General features: G+C 62.5%; 16 protein-coding genes and 2 pseudogenes. 16 read left to right on the forward strand and 2 right to left on the reverse strand.

Annotated features, from left to right (window positions below; all coding sequences use genetic code 11):
* The first annotated feature begins 2 nt into the window (after positions 1-2).
* The 10 genes and pseudogenes from trbE to ACNQFN_RS10915 form a co-directional block, all read left to right on the forward strand.
* Complete coding sequence (gene trbE / locus ACNQFN_RS10870; RefSeq protein ID WP_418648780.1) at positions 3-2456, forward strand: conjugal transfer protein TrbE; 2454 nt, start codon at positions 3-5, stop codon at positions 2454-2456.
* A complete protein-coding gene (trbJ, locus tag ACNQFN_RS10875) occupies positions 2453-3178 on the forward strand; it encodes a P-type conjugative transfer protein TrbJ (RefSeq protein ID WP_418648781.1) in 726 nt (241 codons plus the stop codon). The genes trbE and trbJ overlap by 4 nt, the downstream gene beginning before the upstream one ends.
* A 12-nt stretch (positions 3179-3190) precedes the next feature.
* Positions 3191-3535: a hypothetical protein gene (locus tag ACNQFN_RS10880; protein ID WP_418648782.1), complete on the forward strand. Its 345-nt coding sequence runs from the start codon at positions 3191-3193 to the stop codon at positions 3533-3535.
* On the forward strand, positions 3532-4902 hold the full coding sequence (trbL, locus tag ACNQFN_RS10885) for a P-type conjugative transfer protein TrbL (RefSeq protein WP_418648783.1): 1371 nt from the start codon (positions 3532-3534) through the stop codon (positions 4900-4902). Before ACNQFN_RS10880 ends, trbL begins: the two co-directional genes overlap by 4 nt.
* 12 nt (positions 4903-4914) lie before the next feature.
* On the forward strand, positions 4915-5619 hold the full coding sequence (trbF, locus tag ACNQFN_RS10890; RefSeq protein ID WP_418648784.1) for a conjugal transfer protein TrbF: 705 nt from the start codon (positions 4915-4917) through the stop codon (positions 5617-5619).
* Positions 5616-6617, forward strand: a complete 1002-nt coding sequence (trbG, locus tag ACNQFN_RS10895) for a P-type conjugative transfer protein TrbG (protein WP_418648785.1) — start codon at positions 5616-5618, stop codon at positions 6615-6617. The genes trbF and trbG overlap by 4 nt, the downstream gene beginning before the upstream one ends.
* A 2-nt stretch (positions 6618-6619) precedes the next feature.
* Positions 6620-7888 carry a TrbI/VirB10 family protein gene (locus tag ACNQFN_RS10900; RefSeq protein WP_418648786.1) on the forward strand — a complete coding sequence of 423 codons (1269 nt, stop codon included), beginning with the start codon at positions 6620-6622 and terminating at the stop codon, positions 7886-7888.
* Entirely contained in the window at positions 7885-8127 is a 243-nt protein-coding gene (locus ACNQFN_RS10905) for a DUF2274 domain-containing protein (protein WP_418648787.1), read from the forward strand. The genes ACNQFN_RS10900 and ACNQFN_RS10905 overlap by 4 nt, the downstream gene beginning before the upstream one ends.
* Positions 8128-8683: 556 nt before the next feature.
* Positions 8684-9064: pseudogene (locus tag ACNQFN_RS10910) on the forward strand (Arm DNA-binding domain-containing protein); the annotation flags it as partial.
* A pseudogene (locus ACNQFN_RS10915) lies at positions 9041-9256 on the forward strand (integrase core domain-containing protein); the annotation flags it as partial. The pseudogenes ACNQFN_RS10910 and ACNQFN_RS10915, both read left to right, overlap by 24 nt.
* Before the next feature lie 30 nt (positions 9257-9286).
* On the opposite strand, the gene ACNQFN_RS10920 reads toward ACNQFN_RS10915, so the two are convergent.
* Both ACNQFN_RS10920 and ACNQFN_RS10925 read right to left on the reverse strand, forming a co-directional pair.
* Complete coding sequence (locus tag ACNQFN_RS10920) at positions 9287-12199, reverse strand: EAL domain-containing protein (protein ID WP_418648788.1); 2913 nt, start codon at positions 12197-12199, stop codon at positions 9287-9289.
* Between the two features lie 9 nt (positions 12200-12208).
* A complete protein-coding gene (locus ACNQFN_RS10925; protein ID WP_418648915.1) occupies positions 12209-13141 on the reverse strand; it encodes a substrate-binding domain-containing protein in 933 nt (310 codons plus the stop codon).
* 969 nt (positions 13142-14110) lie between these two features.
* Here ACNQFN_RS10925 and ACNQFN_RS10930 point away from each other — a divergent pair.
* From ACNQFN_RS10930 to ACNQFN_RS10955, 6 genes are all read left to right on the forward strand, one after another.
* Entirely contained in the window at positions 14111-15391 is a 1281-nt protein-coding gene (locus ACNQFN_RS10930) for a tyrosine-type recombinase/integrase (RefSeq protein WP_418648789.1), read from the forward strand.
* A complete protein-coding gene (locus ACNQFN_RS10935) occupies positions 15388-15771 on the forward strand; it encodes a hypothetical protein (protein ID WP_418648790.1) in 384 nt (127 codons plus the stop codon). The genes ACNQFN_RS10930 and ACNQFN_RS10935 overlap by 4 nt, the downstream gene beginning before the upstream one ends.
* Positions 15768-16457, forward strand: coding sequence for a hypothetical protein (locus tag ACNQFN_RS10940; RefSeq protein WP_418648791.1), 690 nt, complete (start codon positions 15768-15770; stop codon positions 16455-16457). The genes ACNQFN_RS10935 and ACNQFN_RS10940 overlap by 4 nt, the downstream gene beginning before the upstream one ends.
* A 95-nt stretch (positions 16458-16552) precedes the next feature.
* Entirely contained in the window at positions 16553-16783 is a 231-nt protein-coding gene (locus ACNQFN_RS10945) for a helix-turn-helix transcriptional regulator (RefSeq protein ID WP_418648792.1), read from the forward strand.
* A gap of 106 nt (positions 16784-16889) precedes the next feature.
* Complete coding sequence (locus tag ACNQFN_RS10950; protein WP_418648793.1) at positions 16890-17117, forward strand: hypothetical protein; 228 nt, start codon at positions 16890-16892, stop codon at positions 17115-17117.
* Positions 17118-17372: 255 nt separating this feature from the next.
* Positions 17373-18197: a toprim domain-containing protein gene (locus ACNQFN_RS10955; RefSeq protein ID WP_418648794.1), complete on the forward strand. Its 825-nt coding sequence runs from the start codon at positions 17373-17375 to the stop codon at positions 18195-18197.
* Positions 18198-18207 lie beyond the last annotated feature (10 nt).

Genomic DNA, 18207 nt, shown 5'->3' on the forward strand with positions numbered 1-18207 from the left:
CGATGCTGAACCTCGCCGAATACCGCCAGCGCCCGGCCTTGCTTGCCGACTGGCTGCCCTGGGTCGGGCTGGTCGCGCCGGGCGTCGTCTTGAACAAGGACGGCGGTTTCCAGCGCACGGCCCGGTTTCGCGGGCCTGACCTCGACAGCGCGACGCAAGGCGAGCTGATCGCCACGTCGGCGCGGTTGAACAACGCGCTGCGCCGCATGGGATCGGGCTGGGCGCTATTCATCGAAGCCGAGCGCCGGCCTGCGGCCGATTATCCGCACTCGGAGTTTCCCGAGCCGCTTTCGTGGGTAGTGGAGGAAGAACGCCGGGCCGCCTTTGAGGAATCGGGCAATCACTTCGAGAGCGGCTATCACCTGACGTTGCTTTACCTGCCGCCGGAAGAATCCCGCGTCCGTGCAGCCAAGATGCTCTACGAGAACACGCCGACGAATGGCGTGGACTGGCGCGAGCGGCTGCAAGCCTTTGTCGCGGAAACGGATCGCGTCTTCGACCTGCTCGACGGCGTGATGCCGGAAATTGACTGGCTCGATGACGCGCAGACGCTGACCTACCTGCACGCGACCATCTCGACGCGGCGCTATCGCGTCGGCGTGCCCGAAGTGCCGTTCCACATCGACGCGCTGCTGACCGACTCGCCGCTGGTCGGTGGCCTGGCACCCATGCTGGGCGACCAGCACCTGCGGGTGGTGTCAGTGCGGGGCTTCCCGACCTCGACCTGGCCGGGGATCCTGGACGACCTCAACCGCCTCGGCTTTGCCTACCGCTGGGGTACGCGCTTTCTCTGCCTCGACAAAGCCGAAGCGGAAAAAGAGCTTTCACGCCTGCGCCGCCAGTGGTTCGCCAAGCGCAAGAACGTCATCGCGCTGCTGCGCGAAACGATCTTCCAGCAGGAAAGCCCGCTGGTCGATACCGACGCCAACAACAAGGCCGCCGATGCTGACGCTGCCTTGCAGGAGCTGGGCAGCGACCAGGTGGCCTTCGGCTATCTGACTGCAACCGTCACCGTCATGGATGCAGACGCTGCTGTGGCCGACGAGAAGCTGCGGATGGTGGAGCGTGTGATTCAGGGCCGGGGTTTCGTGACGATCCCCGAAACCTTGAACGCCGTGGATGCGTGGCTGTCGTCGATCCCCGGCAACGCCTACGCAAACGTGCGCCAGCCCATCGTCTCGACGCTGAACTTGGCGCACATGATGCCGGTGTCGGCGGTATGGGCCGGGCCAGAGAAGAACGAACACCTGGACGGCCCCCCGCTGATCGTCACGCGCACCGATGGAGCAACGCCGTTCCGGCTGGTCACGCACATCGGCGACGTGGGGCACACGCTGGTGGCCGGGCCGACTGGCATGGGCAAATCGGTGCTGCTCGCCACCTTGGCAATGCAGTTCCGGCGCTACCCCGGCTCGCGCATCTTCGCCTTCGACATGGGGCGCTCGATGCGGGCCACCATCCTGGGCCTCGGCGGCGAGCACTACGACCTGGGCACGGATGGCGAAATGGCTTTCCAGCCGCTGGCCCGCATCGACCGCGAGGGCTACCGCACCTGGGCTGCCGAATGGATCGAAGGCCGCTTGCTGCACGAAGGCGTGGCTGTCGGCCCCGACGAGAAAGCGGCTATCTGGTCGGCGCTGGGAAGCCTTGCCGGTGCGCCGGTTGAGCAGCGCACGATGACGGGCCTGTCGGTGCTGCTGCAATCGAACGCGCTGCGGCAGGCGCTGTCGCCCTATGTGCTCGGCGGCGCCCACGGCAAGCTGCTGGACGCGGATTCGGATCGCCTGGGCACCGGCTCCGTGCAGTGCTTCGAGATGGAGGAGCTGATGCACAGCAAGGCCGCCGTCATGGCCGTGCTGCATTACCTCTTTGCGCGTTTCGATGAACGCTTCGACGGGGCACCCACGCTGCTGATCCTCGATGAGGCGTGGTTGTTCCTCGACGACCCGGTGTTTGCCGCGCGTATCCGCCAATGGCTCAAGACGCTGCGCAAGAAGAACGTCAGCGTCATCTTCGCCACGCAGAGCCTGGCCGACATCAAGGATTCGAGCATCGCGCCCGCGATCATCGAAAGCTGCGCGAGCCGCATCTTCCTGCCCAATCCGCAGGCGACCGAACCGCAGATTCGCACGATCTACGAGGGCTTCGGCCTCAACAGGCGGCAGATCGAAATCGTCGCCACCGCGCAGCCCAAGCGCGACTACTACTACCAATCCCGCCTCGGCAACCGCCTGTTCGACCTCGACCTGGGGCCGGCGGCTCTGGCGTTTGCGGGCGCTTCCACGCCGCAGGACCAGCGCGACATAGACCGCGTGCTGCTGGACGCCGGCGTGCCCGGCTTCACGGGCGCCTGGCTGCGCCATCGCGGCCTCGATTGGGCGGCCGACCTGCTGCCCTCGTTCCCCGGCCTCGCGCCGGGTTCCCTCGCTGACCAACCCCTGGAGAACCTGTCATGAAAAAGCGTCTCATCGCCGCCGCCATCGCGGCCATGCTTTGCACCGCCACCGCCCATGCGCAATGGGTCGTGATCGACCCCACGAACCTCGTGCAGAACACGCTGACCGCGATCCGCACGCTGGAGCAGATCAACAACCAGATCAAGCAGCTCCAGAACGAAGCACAGATGCTCATCAATCAGGCGCGCAACCTAGCCAGCCTGCCGTCCAGCGTGGTGAACCAGTTGCGCACCAATCTGGCGACGACCGAGCGGCTGATCGCCCAGGCTCGCGGCTTGGCCTACGACGTGACGAATCTGGATCGGGAGTTTCAGCGCCTGTATCCCGAGCAGTACGCCGCCACGGTAAGCGGCGACCAGATGTACCGCGACGCGCAGGAGCGTTGGAAGAACACGCTCAATGGCTTGCAGACCACGATGCAGATGCAGGCCCAGGCATCGCAGAACCTCCATGATGATGAAGGCGTGCTGGCCGATCTGGTCGGCAAGAGCCAGTCCGCCGTTGGCGCATTGCAAGCCATGCAGGCCACGAACCAACTGCTGGCCTTGCAAGCCAAGCAGTCCATCCAGACCCAGCGGCTCCAGATCACGCAGGATCGGGCGGCGTCGCTGGAGCTGGCGCGGCAGGCGGCGGCCACGGAGCGCGCCCGCGAGATGCGGCGGCGCTTCCTGGGCGACGGCACGCCGTACACGCCGCAGCGCGTAGATTTCTACGGCAACTGACGGGAGGCCGCCATGCGATGTGTCCCCGCCCCGCCTGTTGTGGTGCTTGTCGTGCTGCTGGCCGCTTGCGGCAAGCAGTCGGCCGGCAACCTTGCCGACGCCCTGGCTGCCGATCCCGTGTGGCTCAAGGCATTGCGCGCGCAATGCGTGGCCCATCCGCAACAGGTCGTGCAGGCCACGGGCGAAGACGCTTGCCGCGCCGCCGCCGAAGCCTTCCGGCGGCGCTTCTTCTCCGGCCAGGCCGGGCCGGATGAATACCAGACCTTGGCCGACCTGCCGCCGATCCCACCCAGCTTCGAGGAGCCGGCCGATGGCATGGCACCAGCCGTTCCCGCCCAACGGGAGGACACGCCATGAATGACGTGACCATCATCGACCAGTTCCTGAACACCTTTTCCACCTACATCGACTCGGGTTTCGGGCTGCTGCGGGGCGAAGTGGCGTTCCTCACGGCCACGCTGATCGTCATCGACATGACGATCGCCGGCCTGTATTGGGCCATGAGCCACGCCACAGGCCAGGGCGAGGACGTGATCGCCAAGCTGCTGCGCAAGGTGCTCTACGTCGGGGCCTTCGCCTACATCATCAACAACTTCAACTGGCTGGCCGGCATCGTCTTCCGATCCTTTGCCGGGCTGGGCATCACCGCCACCGGCTCGGCCATCACGATGGAGAACTTCTTGCAGCCGGGCCGGCTGGCGAAAGCCGGCATCGACGCCGGGGCGCCGATCCTGAAGCAGATTGGCGAGATGGCGGGCTTTCCGGAAGTGTTCGTGAACCTCGACCCCATCGTGGTGATGTTCCTCGCCTGGCTGGTTGTGGTGTTGTGCTTCTTCGTGCTGGCGATTCAGCTTTTCATCACGCTGATCGAATTCAAGCTGACCACGCTGGCCGGCTTCGTGCTGGTGCCGTTCGCGCTGTGGAACAAGACCAGCTTCCTGGCCGAGAAGGTGCTGGGCAACGTGGTATCCGCCGGCGTCAAGGTGCTGGTGCTGGCCGTGATCGTCGGTATCGGCTCGGGCTTGTTCGCGCAGTTCCAAGTCCATCCCGCCGAGCCGTCCATCGACCACGCGCTGGTCATCATGCTGGCCTCGCTCACCTTGCTGGCGCTCGGGATCTTCGGCCCCGGCATCGCCACGGGCCTCGTCTCCGGTGCGCCGCAGCTCGGCGCGGGCGCAATGGCCGGTGCTGCTGTCGGCGCAGCCGGCACGGCCGTCGCCATCGGGGCCGCCGCGACGGGCGTGGGTGGCGCCGTGGCTGCTGGCGCTCGCATGGCCCCGGCAGCCGCCAAGCTGGCCGGCAGCGGTGCTCGCGCCGCCACGTCGGCGGCCAGCAGTGCGAAGTCGGCGTTCCAAGCTGGTTCCGCCGCCGCTGGCGGCGGCGCAAAGGGCGCGATGGCGGGCCTGGGCAACGTCGCCAAGACCGGCGCGCAGTCCGCCGGACGCGCTGCCGCATCCCGCGCTTCCGCGGCCGGGCAGCGCATGGCTGCGCCGTTCCGCGCGGGCTGGAACAGTGACGCTGGCGCGTCAGCCGGCCAGGCCGCCACCAGCGCCCCCCCCGCAGGCGCTGCCGCTGCACAGGCGCCCGAGCAACCCGCTTGGGCGAAGCGGCTGCATCGCCGCCAGCAACTCACCCATGCCGCAACCACCACCGCCCACGCGCTGCGTGGTGGCGATGGCGGCGGCTCCGGCCAAGGGCCGAGCCTGCGCGATTCCGATTCATAAGGAGAACTGACCATGCGATTCAAGAAACCGCAGGTGCGCTACGCGGACACGCCGCCGCCTGCCACGCCGTACCAAGCTGCCGGCCAGGTGTGGGACGAGCGCATCGGCTCGCCGCGCGTGCAGGCGAAGAACTGGCGGCTGATGGCCTTCGGCTGCCTGACGCTCGCGCTGCTGATGGCCGGCGGCCTGGTGTGGCGGTCGGCGCAGTCCATCGTGACGCCTTACGTCGTGGAGGTGGACAACGCGGGCCAGGTACGCGCCGTGGGCGAAGCCGCCACGCCATACCGGCCCAACGATGCGCAGACCGCGCATCACATCGCGCGCTTCGTGACGCTGGTGCGCTCGCTATCCATCGACCCCATCGTCGTCCGCCAGAACTGGCTCGACGCCTACGACTACACGACCGACAAGGGCGCGGCCGTGCTCAACGACTACGCGCGGGTCAACGACCCGTTCGCGCGCATCGGCAAGGAGTCGGTGACGGTGCAGATCACCAGCGTCGTGCGCGCAAGCGACACGTCTTTCAACGTGCGCTGGACGGAGCGCCGCTACGTCAACGGCGCCGCGGCGGGCCTGGAGAGATGGACGGCCGTGGTGTCCACCGTGCTCCAGCCGCCGCGCACCGAAGAACGCCTGCGCAAGAACCCCCTGGGCATCTACGTCAACGGCCTGTCGTGGAGCCGCGAACTGGATTCTTCCGAAGGAGCCAAGCCATGAATGATCTTTTCCGTAAATCCGCCTTGCCGGTGATCTTGCTTGCCCTGGCGGGCTGCGCCACGCAGGGCAAGCCGCCGCCAACCATCTCGCTCGATGAGCCGGTGCAGGCCCAGCCGCTACCCGAGCCACCCGCGCCGGTGGAGGTGGTGACGGTGCCCGAGGTGCTGCCGATGCCGGCGCAGTTGAAGCCATTGCCCGAAGCCGAGGACGCCAAGCCCACGCCGGAGCCTGCCGACGAGAAGGTGCGCGTCTCGCGCGCCAATGCAGAGGCCCGCGTCGCGCCCACGCGCGAGGGCTACGTCAACGCGATTCAGGTGTGGCCATTCACCGATGGCGCGCTGTATCAGGTCTATGCGGCCGTGAGCCGCGTGACCGTGGTTTCGCTCCAGCCGGGCGAGGAACTGGTGACGGTGGCCGCCGGCGATACCGTGCGCTGGATCGTGGGTGATACGTCCAGCGGCAGCGGTGCCGACCTGCGCGTCAACGTGCTGGTCAAGCCGATCCGCTCGGGCCTCAAGACCAATCTGGTCATCACCACCAGCCGCAGGACGTACCTGCTGGAGCTGGCCTCGACCGAGAAGACGTGGATGGCCTCGGTGTCCTGGGAGTACCCGAAGGACAAGATGCTGGCCTTGCAACGCCAAGCGCAGGCGGCGAGCGCCGCCGCTCCGCTCGATGCCGGGCTGTCACTGGAGAAGATCCGCTTCCGCTATGCGGTCAGCGGCAGCAATCCACCGTGGAAGCCGCTTCGGGCCTTTGACGATGGCGAGAAGGTCTATATCCAGTTCCCGCCGGGCATCGCCCAAGGCGAGCTGCCGCCGCTGTTCGTGATCGGCGCGCAGGGTGATGGGCAGTTGGTGAACTACCGCTTTCGTTCGCCGTACTACATTGTGGATCGCCTGTTCGGCGCGGCCGAACTCCGCCTGGGCGGGGACAAGGGCGACGTGGTGCGGGTCGAGCGCACGGATGGCGTCGTGGGCGCGGTCGGGAGGAACTGACCATGAGCCAAGACGACACCCCCGACCTCGCCACGCCGCAGGCGGGCAAGATCGCGCCCGAGGCGGTGGCGCTGCGCGCCCAGCCGCGCGCGGTCACGCGCCTGAATCGGCGCACGCTGGCCATCCTCGTCGGCGGCCTGTCGGTCGCCGTGCTCGGCGCCACGATCTGGTCATTGCAGCCGCACCGGCGCGGCGCGGGCGAGCAGACCGAGCTTTACAACGTGGATCGCGTCTCGAAGTCCGAAGGGCTGGACGGCCTGCCGGCCGACTACTCGAAGCTGCCGCCGAAGGTGCCCGAGCTGGGGCCGCCGCTGCCGGGCGACCTCGGCCCGGCCATCGTGAACTCGCAGCAGCCGGCCGTGGCCGCCTACGCGGCCCCCGGCCATGACCCCAACGACGCTTTGCGCAAGGAGGCGGAAGCCGCTGCGGCCTCGTCGGTGTTTTTCCGCTCGGGCGGTCAAGCCGCCGCCGCGGTGGCGCAGGCAGCGCCGGGTGCGGCTGGCGCTGCAGGCGCGCTCGCGGCCTTCGACCCGCTCGCCGCCGGGCCGGCGTCGGTGGCGGCCCAGCCTGCCGACCCGACCGCTGCGCAGAACCGCCAAGACCAGAAAGAGGCGTTCCTGAAAGCCGGCTCTACGGAAACCCGCAATTCCGGCAATCTGGCGCTGCCGGCTTCGCCCTATCAGGTGATGGCCGGAACGGTAATCGCCGGTGCGCTGGTGACAGGCATCAAGTCCGATCTTCCCGGCGACGTGATCGCCACGGTGACGGAGCCGGTCTATGACACGGCCACGGGCAAGTTCCTGCTGATCCCACAGGGGTCGCGCATCCTCGGGCGCTACAACAGTCAGGTCAGCTACGGGCAGAGCCGCGTGCAAGTGGTGTGGAACCGGATCATCTTGCCCGACACGTCCTCGCTGACGCTCGACAACCTAGTGGGCACAGACCCGGCCGGCTACGCGGGCTTGGAGGACGACGTGGACTGGCACTGGAACCGCATCTTTGCCGGCGCGGTGCTGACGACGCTGCTGGGCGTCGGCGCAGAGCTGGCCGCGCCGGAGAACCGCCAGGACGGCAACCGCATCGTCATCGCCGGGCGTGACAGCGCCCAGGACAGCATCAATCAGGTCGGCCAGGAGATCACCCGACGCAACATGAACATCCAGCCGACGCTGACCGAGCGGCCTGGCCTACCGGTGCGAATCATCGTCAACCGCGACCTGGTGCTGCGGCCGTACCAGCCTCTGTTCTTCAATCGGGGAGCTTCGCAATGAACGCGACCAAGAAGCTGCGGCTTGGGCCGCTGCCCAAGACCGAGAACGTTAAGCTGACCTTTGCCTGCCCGGCCAGCCTGAAAACCGACCTCGACCGCTACGCCGCGCTGCACGCGCAGGCGTATGGCGAAGCGGTCGATGCAGAGAAGTTGATCCCGCACATGCTGGAGGCTTTCATGGCGGGGGATCGTGGTTTCAAGAGGGGAGGGCAGGCAACGTCGAAGCCACCGGCGAAGTGAGGCTTGGAGGAAGACCGCTGTGCTTGTCTGCGCTATCCTAGAGGGTGATTGACGATGGAGTTGCCAGAGTCGTCGCCCCTCAAATCCCTCCATCTTCCGCACCAGATCAAGCTCTTGTCGGATGACGGTAAAAGCGACGGTAATGGCCCATGTCGATCATCGCAAATCCCTTTAACCACGCGGGCTTGCGTGGCCTGTTGATGATCGAGTGGGAGTAGAGGTTGAAAAATTATTATTTTAAATCAATATGTTGCAGTGTTGTGCAAAAATAATTCACTGCAATCCAATATTTTTAAGTTGTTGATTTGAAATAGTCTTTACTCAGTACCTCCTGCGCATCAGGTGCTGTCAGGTGATGAATTTGACGGTACGGCTGACGGTACGAATGAGCTCTTTGCGCTAGGCCGCATTGGGGCGAGATCTGGTCGTCACAGAAATACCGTCCGTGACGGTAGGCATTGATCACAGAAGCTAGGTTTCATGCGGGTTCGCAGGCATCTGTACGCCTCTTGATTGGTGGCGGTATTTGGCCGTCTCGATCAGGAGAAAAATTTAGATGCTCACAGACCTCGCCCTTCGGAACCTCAAACCTCGCGCGACCCTTTACAAAGTTGCTGACCGCAACGGCATGTACGCGGCCGTCTTGCCGACGGGCTCCATTTCCTTCAGGTACGACTACCGCATCAATAGCCGGCGTGAGACGCTGATCATCGGCCGCTATGGTTTTGGCGGCATCTCGCTCGCCGCGGCGCGAGAAAAGCTGCTGGATGCCAAGCAACTGGTGCGCGACGGCATTTCACCGGCCCTGCAGAAGCGACGAGAGAAAGCTCGCGATCCCGAAACCAAGACTTTCAGTGACCATGCGACCCAGTGGCTTTATGGGGCCACCATGGCTGATTCGACGCGGTCGATGCGCAAGAGCGTGTTGGACCGGGATAACGGCAGCACGCTCAAGGCCACCACGGTGCTCGCGATGTTCCACTGGCTGGGCGTCAAACCGTCGTACTCGCGTCCACGCGTCTCAGACGACAACGCCTTCGTCGAGTCGTTGTTCAAGACGGCCAAATACCGGCCAGAATTCCCGGCGCACGGTTTCGCCAACCTTGAAGCGGCCCGCGCCTGGGGGCACGCCTCGAAAAGGCTTGACAGCGGAAATTTTTTAGGGCTGATCGGAGTTTATTGGCTCTAATACGGTGGCGTGGCAACCCGTAGGCGCCGCATATTGGTGGACGAGTTGAACGAAGGCGGCCTCGGGCAATGGTCGACCGAACAGGTATCCCTGGTAGGCATCGCAGCCGAGTTCTGCCAGAAAGGCACGCTGCTCCTCATTCTCCACGCCCTCTGCGATGGTCTCGAGGCCGAACGTTCGGGCCAACGCCAATATGGTTTCGATGATTGCTGCATCCGCGCTATTCTGCCCGGCTTGGTTTACGAAGGACCGATCAATCTTGAGCTGATTGAGAGGCAATTGGCGTAGATAGCTCAGTGATGAGTATCCAGTGCCGAAATCGTCCAGGGAAAATGCGATTCCATGATCCTTCAGGACATGCATCTTGTGGATGGTGTCTTGGGTGTCGCCGATCAGCAGGCTCTCTGTTAGCTCGAGCTTGAGGCGATGCGGCGGTGCCTGTGTAGAGGCCAGGATGCCAAGTACCTGAGTGGTAAATTCCGGCTCCCGGAATTGGCGAGCACTGATGTTAACGGCCAGCGTCAAATCGGAGAGCACTGGATCCTCAGACCACGCAACCAATCGCTGGCATGCGGTTTCCAGAGCCCAGTTGCCGAGCTCCACGATGAGATTGGACTGCTCGGCCACTGGGATGAAGATCGCAGGGCTGACGAGGCCTTTGTTGGGTCGGTGCCAGCGCAGCAGGGCTTCGGCACCAACGGCACGTCCGGTCGCGTCGACCTGGATCTGATAGTGCAGTTCGAGTTGTTGTTCTTCAACTGCCTGATGCAGGCAACTTGCCAGGCTGGCATAGTCAGCCGCGGTTTTTTGCATGGTCGGGTCGAAGAAGCGCAAGGTGTTGCGCCCGCTGGCTTTGGCTGCATACATCGCGAGTTCGGCATGTTTCAGAAGCTCTGCCGCATCGCCGTCCTGGCCATGAAATAGGGCAACCCCGATGCTGGATGTGCAGCGGTATATATCGTCGCCCACACGGTATGGCCCCTGGAGTCTTGCCAATAAGTTCTCGCCGATCGCGCGGGCATCGGCCTGTGCTGTCGCGAGCTTGGGGTCCAATTGTGTCAGCAGGACTACGAACTCGTCTCCGCCCCATCGAAAAACGGCATTGGGTTCATGCACCTGGTTCCGCAGGCGTAGTGAGATCTCCTGCAGCAGCTGGTCACCGAGCTTATGCCCCTGAGATTCGTTCAGGAACTTGAAGTTGTCTAAATCGATCAGGAGGATCGCTCCGCAGTTATCCTGCTGGCTCGAGCGGGCGCAGGCCTTCTGCACCGAATCCAGCAGCAGGTGCCTGTTCGGCAACTGAGTCAGCGTGTCGTAATAGGCCAGGCGTTCGATTCGTTCTTCGGCCTGTTTGCGTTGTGTGATGTCGACGAACGCACCGACGTAATGGGTGATCTGTCCTTGCGGATCACGTACGGCGGTTATGGCGAGCCATGCGGGGTAAAGTTCGCCGTTCTTGCGGCGGTTCCAGATCTCGCCATTCCATTTGTCGGTTTTGACAATGGAACACCACAGGTCTTGATAGAAGGATTTGTTTTGCCTCCCGGACTTGAGGGTCCGGACCGGCTTGCCCTGGATTTCATGGAGTTCGTAACCGGTGATCGCGCTGAAAGCACGATTGACGCGGGTGACGTTTGTCTCGGCATCGGTGATGATGACTCCCTCCTGGGACTCGAAAGCCGTCGCCGCGACCCGCAAGTCGACCTCCGCCTGTCGCTGGGTCTCGGTTTTTTCGAGGAAGATATTGAACCATCCAATCAGCTGATTGATCTCCCGCAGAGATTTCATCTGCGGCATGCGCCATCCATCACTGAGCCGGTTCGCTCGAAAGTTCTGAAATCCATCGGATAGGGCGCGAATTGGTCGAATTACTCGTTGGTCGAATAGCCAGCTGGGCCAGATCACCAGCAGCAAGGCAATGACCAGCAGAACGCTCCCAATACGGGTTATGTCCCGGAGGGGGGCGAACAACTCGTTCTCGGGCGTCAGGCTGACGATATGCCAGTTCCACTGAGGGAGCCAGCGGAAATTCATCAAGGTAGGATGATTCTCGAGCTGTATCGCGAATGTCCCCTCGGGGGCGCCGAGCAGGTCGATGATATCAGGAGAAACGGCAAGACCGATTAATTTGGAGTCGGGATAGTAAAGAACGTTTCCTGTATCGTCGACGACCATCAGTTTCGATCCGCGCACTGTTCTTGGCTCATTCAGGTCTCGAAACAGGGCCAGAGGATCATAGTTGACCAGCAGCACCCCAAGTGGCTTCTGCAGCGCCCCGCTGGCATCGGTTTGCCACAGGGTCTGGCTGGCCACGATGACCTTGTGCTGATCTGAAGTAAGACTGATATTGCTACGTATGCCGTGCCAGCGGATCTTGCCGTTCGCTTGTCTGGACTCCTGCATGAGCCGCTCAAGTTCTGCCTGGTCGATGTTGCTTGTATCCAGTGTGTCACCGACACGATGATGTTGCCCGCTGTATGTGATCAGATCGATAGAGACCAGCCCTGCCAAGTTTTCGTAGCTATTCAGGATCGCACTGATCCGAGATTGGATGGAGAGCTCGTCGTGGGTTCGAAAGCGAAAGCTTGGAATGCGGCTTGCCGTGCTCTGCTGGCCCACGGGTTCGTCAGCCGCATGGCTAAGCGCAATCTTGATCTCATCGATCGTGCTGATATTGCGCAACAGGTCCTCGATCCGGTCGAGTTGGTGCTTCAGGTAGGCTTCTCGGTCGGCCAGCAGGTCCATGCTGTGTTGAAGAGCCATCCCTGAAATGGTGCTTCGCACGATGCTGAATGTAAGGACTTGATACAGCAGAAACGGAGGGATGCAGAGGGCGAGAAGAAAGCCTATCAATTTGACGGAAATGCTGTTCGGTAGCTTCATCTCTTGATCTCATTCGCCATTCGCTTGAATCAACAGAACGGTATCGATCTCGACTCGCTGCGGGATGGCCTTGCCGGCCAACAGATCGATCGCGGCCTTTACGCTTTTATAGCCTTGCTCCATTGGCTGCTGGTCGACTGTGGCAACCATCTGGCCCTGCTCGAGCGCCTTCCGCGCTTCAGGAATGCCGTCGAAACCAGCAAGCTTGATGTGTGCGATGTTCCGGTCTGCAAGATACTTCATCGCACCAATGGCAATCACATCGCTGATGCAGTAGATGGCCTGTATGCGGGGGTGCTCCCTGAGAAGGATGCCGGTGACCTCGTAGACTTCGTCGGGAGACCACGTATTCTTGCTGGCAACGAGCTTCATCCCGGCATCGACGAACGCCTGACGGGCACCGAGGGCACGCTGCCGTGTATTGAGAGCGTTCGAGTTGCCCTCAAGAAGAGCGACCTCTGACCCTGCAGGTATGGCAGAGGCTAGGGCACGGGCCGCTTGATAGGCTGCCTTGGCATTGTCAATGCCCACGAAAGGCGGCGCTCTTACGCCCTGTCGAGTCAGTGCGTCGGCATCTAGCGGCGTATCGGCGACGATTACGGGAATGCCCGCATTGTGAGCCATTGCAACACTGGGGGCCAATCGTTCGGAATCGGTAGGGATGAGTACGATGGCGTCAGCTGTTCGATTGGAAACAATCTGCTCGATAAATTGAATCTGCTGATCGATTGCGGCCTCGGATCCAACCGATCTGACGAATAGCCCTGCGTTGGATTCGGCTTGAGCACGCCGTGCTCCCTGCTCCATCTCCAGAAAGTAAGGATTCGAGAATGATTTCAGCAGCAGTGCAATCCTCGGTGTTGCATCTTTCGGGGGGCGTTTTCTTGCTGAGCCACATGAGCAGATTCGCCCGAAACCACGAGCGCATCGACCCGACGGGATTTTTCATCGGAGCATGCGGCAAGTGTGAACACAATAAATGCCGATAGGAGAAGATGCTGCAATGTTTGCATTGATGTAAGCTCAGGTGGTGCGGCTCACAGATCGTGGTTGATTTTCCCAATATCGCCGCCAGGGTGTCGCTCAGAAAGATACGGTCGCGCGCTAGTGGAGACGATGTGTTTGAAGGAGGCAGTTCTTCGTCGAAGAAAATATTCCGGTATGTGTATGGCGTGGATCGTTGTGTGGCTGGTCACTCTGGATGCATGCACAAAGTTTCCAGCCTGGAAAAGCTCGAGCATATTTCGATACTAATCGTATCCGATTAATTTATCCAGAATCATGGCCCATTCTGGGAGATTGCGGCCCAGTATGGTTTCCGCGGGGGTGCAGATCAAGCATTCCCCTGACACGGGCCCCGAGCCGGTGTTGTTTCAGGCGGCGTGCGGCAGGCTCTCTCCGGGCTGTTGAGGATGCCTGCCGGGAAGGCCTGATCGGGGTTTCTGCCTTGCGTCATTCGGCCCTGGTGAGGCCGTTCGTGGTTGTAGTGGTGCAGATACCTGCACCGGTTCCGTGGGACACGACCGAAGCAGGGCGCAAGGCCAGCGACTTGACCGGTCATCGCACCGAGTCCGTGGTGTCGAAAGTGTATGACCGCAGGCGGATACGCAAAGCGCCCGCCGCGCGGTGATCTTACAAATTTTGTAAGAAGCCGCAGACGACGGGCGCTGCTTTCGGGGCTAAACCCCTTTAAATACTTGGGGCGACATACCGGGATCGAACCGGTGACACCTGGAGCCACAATCCAGAACAAATAACATTTCCCGTGATTACTATAAGAAAACGAAACCATACTTTTGCCTTGTAATCACTGGGGTGTAGCCTTACTATTAACGCCAGAACACAACCCATTTTTTACCAAGCCTTGCTTACTATGTGATTACTGTGGGTGACTTGGCGGAGTTCTGGATCATGCCGAAGTTGACGAAATCATATGTTGAGCGCCTGCCCGCGGCCGAACGTGAAACATTTGTATGGGATGACGAAATCAAGGGGTTCGGCCTCAAGCTCTTCCCGTCCGGCGCCCGTTCGTTCGTCTTCCAGTATCGAACCCCGGAAGGTAAGGTGCGCCGACTGACCATCGGCAAGTTCAGTGACGCCCTGACTGCTGACCAGGCCCGCCGGCAGGCCAAGGGTTACGCCCTGGAAGTGCACGGCGGGCGTGATCCGCAGGGCGAAAAGCAGGAACGGCGACGGGCGCTTACCCTGGGGAAACTGTTTGACGAGTACCTGGACAGCGAAGCCTTCCTGGGCAAGGCGGAGAGCACGCGGGCGGTTGATCGCGGGCGCATCGAACGGCACTTGCGTCCGCTGGTGGCCACCGAGTACGTCGACCGGCTCACAGCCGAGGCTGTCAAGCGCATGCACCGGCAGATCATCGAGGGCAAGACGGCCGCACGGATCAAGACCGGATACCGCGGACTCGCCCGCGTGAGCGGTGGCAAGGGCACGGCGGACAAGTCCGTGCTGATGCTCTCCGCTATCTACAAGTGGGCGCAGGACCAGGGCCTTGCCAAGAGCAACCCCGCTGGCAACATGAAGTGCTGGAAGACCGGCACGCGCGACACCATCCTGGAGACGCCCGAGCAATACCGCCAGCTCTTCACCGCCCTGCAGGACCTGGAAAACGAGAAACGCATCCGCCCCGCCGCGGCGGATGCCATCCGCTTCATTGCCCTGACCGGCGCCCGCCGCGGCGAAGCGGTGGGGCTTCGGTGGCGCTACGTCGATCTGAAAAATGGGCAGGTAGTTCTGCCGCCCCACGCCCACAAGACTGGCAAGAAGACCGGCAAGCCGCGCATCATCGGCCTGCCGACCGAAGCGCAGGCCATCATCGCCCGGCAGGCCGACGGCGATCCTGACGATTACGTGTTTTCTCCGAACAAGGGCGCCCCCATCGCGCTGAACAAGGATTGGCCCAAGGTCCGGGAGCAGGCGAAACTGCCGTCTGATCTGGGATTGCATGGCCTGCGGCACTCGATTGGCACCGCGCTCGCCATGTCGGGCGCGTCTGCGGTGGAACTGATGGAGTTGCTGGGCCACCGCCAGATATCCACGACCATGCGTTACGTTCACTTCGCCGAGCGCGCCCGTAGCACCCTGGCAGAGCGTGCAGCGGCGGTGGCACTGGCGGGTATGAAGCCGGAAGAGGGTAAGGCGGAAGTCATTCCGCTGAAGAAGGGGGCATTGTGATTCCTTACGTCAACGACAAACTGAACCGCTGGGCAGAGTGGCGGTTACGTGGTCGCTTCAGTAACGGCCTAGGCTATCCATCCGCCGCAACATTCATGCGCCTGACTCCGGCGCCTACCGGTCGGGCGTGCACTCCATCGTTGGATGAAGAAGGCTTTGAGGTGGAGAAGGCATTTACGGCTATGCAAGTGAAACAGCCGGAGCTTGCCAAGGTGCTGTTTCTATTCCACTGCCGAGGCGGTGGCATGACTGTCGCTCAAATGGCGCGGGAATGCGGCTTCTCCAGTAAGACGTTCTATAGCCGCGTAGATCGTGGCCACCGTGAAATGCTTGTCCTGCTGGATGGGCAAGCTGGTGGCGAGTTGCAGGACGATGAATGACCCGACCCTCTGATCCGCGCGCCGCTGTGTCTACCGAGAAGCCATCACTTGGTGAAGAGCTTGGAATATCCGATGACCGCACCTTGAAGCTGCTGGAATCCGGGCTTCATGATGCGACAGGGTATCAGGCCCAGATCGGCGAGAACTACTGCCCTGGCATTTCTCACAAAGAGTACAGGCAGCTAGTCAATCGGCTTCGCAAAGCGCTGCAGAAAATCAAGAGCGGCTGCGGGTGTCAAGAAAAGGCGCTTAATTCCGTTGCGCAAATCCTGAATTTGTTGCCACCGGAATATCTCGGGGCGTGGGATTCGTATGATCTGGAACTGGTGAGGCAGCCGCTGGCCATGCAAAACCCGCACGATAGCCATTTCGAGCAATGGGCACGGGCGCTACCACGCTTCGGCAAAGCGGACAGATCGGTATTGGCTGGGCGGCTTCTCGGCCTCATGGAAAAGATTGAATTCAATGAGTGTGGCCGCGGGGGGGGCCGCAATGATGCGAGAAAGTATATTCCCGGCATTCAATGCCTCGCCAGATGGTTTGCGGATGTTTTACCCGATTGTGCTATCAGCACCAGCAAAGACACTCTGTTTTACCGCTATGTCCGCTACTGGCTGAACCACTACATGGGCTGGAAAGGGGATTCTCCTGATCGACACATTGGGAACGCACTGCTTGATCTGTAGAACTGGGAAAAAATAGACCTCTAACGTCCCTACCAGGGGGCAAACCCCGCGCATATTGTCCGTGCTGTCCGTTACTTAGAAAGGAACCGGCAGCAATGGAAACCAAAATCTATCTTGATCGTACAGAAGCAGCCGCTTGGCTGACTGCACGCGGTCTGCGCTTCTCCGCAAGTACCTTGCAGAAACTGGTGACGGTTGGCGGCGGCCCTATTTACCGCCGTTTCGGCAGGCGGGCCGTTTATCAGGTTTCTGACCTGGAAGATTGGGCAAACGAAAGGCTATCTGTTCCCCGCCGCTCTTCCTTCGGCCAGCGGGGTGCGGCATGAGCACCGGCGCCCGCTTCATCCTGTACCGCACCCTGCGCCGCGTCACAGGCCCGGCACGGGCTTGGCTTCTGACCTTCGGCTGGCGGGCGTAAGCATGGTTGACAACATGAACAAGCCCGACGGCGCCGTAGATCAGGCCGCAATCGCAGAGAGCGTGCTGCGCCAGCTTCTGGCGCTGGGACACGCAATCAGGTTAGCGAACCATTGTGACAGCCACATTCCATATTTGGCTGATATGGCGATTCAAGTTGCAGAGGAATGGGCGAACCATTTTGAAGAGCAATGCGAGCTGCTCATGGCGTTGTACGAAGACCCGAGCGAGGGTGCAGGATGAGCCACAGCAGCTCGGCAGCCGGGCGCAGCGCCGTGAGATTCGGTGCCTGCTCAAGATGTATCGCCGGCAAGGCGTGCCAGGGCGCCGATGATGCCCTGGCGACGTTTGCCGGCGGGGTTCGCCAATCGGCCGGCGTGCATCTTCGGTGGCGTGTCACCCAGCCCGGCCGGGCGCCGTTCGTCGTTTTATGCGCACACGGTGCAACCGCGGACCAGGTTCGGGCACAGTGGCCTGGCGCCCTGGTGGAGGTGGTCGATGGAGACTGAATTCCTCGATGCCATCGCCGCCGCCGGCCTTGCACCGGTGAAGCCCTTCGACCTGCCCGAAGGGCGCATCGTCCGCTTCCGCGTGCAGGGCGACAAGGCCGGCAGCCGCAACGGCTGGGCCATCCTGCACCGCCACCCGATCCCGGCCGGCGTCTTCGGCTCATGGAAGACCGGCGAGCAGCACACGTGGAAGGCCACCACGAACGAAACGGTGACACCGGCCGAGCGTGCCGAGCTGCAACGCAAGCTGCAGGCGGCGCAGCAGGCCCGTGCAGCCGAAGAGGCGCGGGTTCGTGCCGAGGCCGCCGCGCGGGCGTTGAAGCTGTGGAACGGCGCCAAGCCGGCGACGGACGATCATCCCTACCTGCGGGCCAAGGGCGTGCATGCCTTCGGCCTGCGGGCGCTGCGGGATCAGTTGATGGTGCCGGCGCGCGATGCGGACGGGCAACTGCATACCCTGCAGTTCATCGGCCCGGACGGCGGCAAGCGCTTCCTGACCGGCGGGCGCATCGCCGGCTGCTATTACGCCATCGGCCGCCCCGACGATGCCTTGCTGCTGGCCGAGGGCTACGCCACCGCCGCCACCCTGCACCAGGCCACCGGGCGCGCGGTGGCGGTGTGCTTCAACTGCGGCAACCTGGTGGCAGTGGCCCGCGCCCTGCGGGCCAAATTCCCCCGCCTCAAGCTGGTGGTGTGCGCCGACAACGACGCCGCCACGGCCGGCAATCCTGGCCTGTCTGCTGCCCGAGAAGCCGCCCGCGCGGTGGGCGGACTGGTCGCAGTACCGAACTTCGGCGACCTGGCTCATGGGTAAGCCGACCGAC

This window comes from Thauera butanivorans (assembly GCF_048398245.1).
GTDB lineage: Bacteria > Pseudomonadota > Gammaproteobacteria > Burkholderiales > Rhodocyclaceae > Thauera > Thauera butanivorans.

Excerpts from the sequence above, each read along its gene's own strand:
- trbJ (WP_418648781.1), top strand. The coding sequence starts at position 2,453 with ATGAAAAAGCGTCTCATCGCCGCCGCCATCGCGGCCATGCTTTGCACC.
- ACNQFN_RS10900 (WP_418648786.1), top strand. The coding sequence starts at position 6,620 with ATGAGCCAAGACGACACCCCCGACCTCGCCACGCCGCAGGCGGGCAAG.
- ACNQFN_RS10940 (WP_418648791.1), top strand. The coding sequence starts at position 15,768 with ATGACCCGACCCTCTGATCCGCGCGCCGCTGTGTCTACCGAGAAGCCA.
- ACNQFN_RS10880 (WP_418648782.1), top strand. The coding sequence starts at position 3,191 with ATGCGATGTGTCCCCGCCCCGCCTGTTGTGGTGCTTGTCGTGCTGCTG.
- ACNQFN_RS10905 (WP_418648787.1), top strand. The coding sequence starts at position 7,885 with ATGAACGCGACCAAGAAGCTGCGGCTTGGGCCGCTGCCCAAGACCGAG.
- trbL (WP_418648783.1), top strand. The coding sequence starts at position 3,532 with ATGAATGACGTGACCATCATCGACCAGTTCCTGAACACCTTTTCCACC.
- ACNQFN_RS10930 (WP_418648789.1), top strand. The coding sequence starts at position 14,111 with ATGCCGAAGTTGACGAAATCATATGTTGAGCGCCTGCCCGCGGCCGAA.
- ACNQFN_RS10955 (WP_418648794.1), top strand. The coding sequence starts at position 17,373 with ATGGAGACTGAATTCCTCGATGCCATCGCCGCCGCCGGCCTTGCACCG.
- ACNQFN_RS10950 (WP_418648793.1), top strand. The coding sequence starts at position 16,890 with ATGAACAAGCCCGACGGCGCCGTAGATCAGGCCGCAATCGCAGAGAGC.
- trbG (WP_418648785.1), top strand. The coding sequence starts at position 5,616 with ATGAATGATCTTTTCCGTAAATCCGCCTTGCCGGTGATCTTGCTTGCC.
- ACNQFN_RS10945 (WP_418648792.1), top strand. The coding sequence starts at position 16,553 with ATGGAAACCAAAATCTATCTTGATCGTACAGAAGCAGCCGCTTGGCTG.
- trbF (WP_418648784.1), top strand. The coding sequence starts at position 4,915 with ATGCGATTCAAGAAACCGCAGGTGCGCTACGCGGACACGCCGCCGCCT.
- trbE (WP_418648780.1), top strand. The coding sequence starts at position 3 with ATGCTGAACCTCGCCGAATACCGCCAGCGCCCGGCCTTGCTTGCCGAC.
- ACNQFN_RS10920 (WP_418648788.1), bottom strand. The coding sequence starts at position 12,199 with ATGAAGCTACCGAACAGCATTTCCGTCAAATTGATAGGCTTTCTTCTC.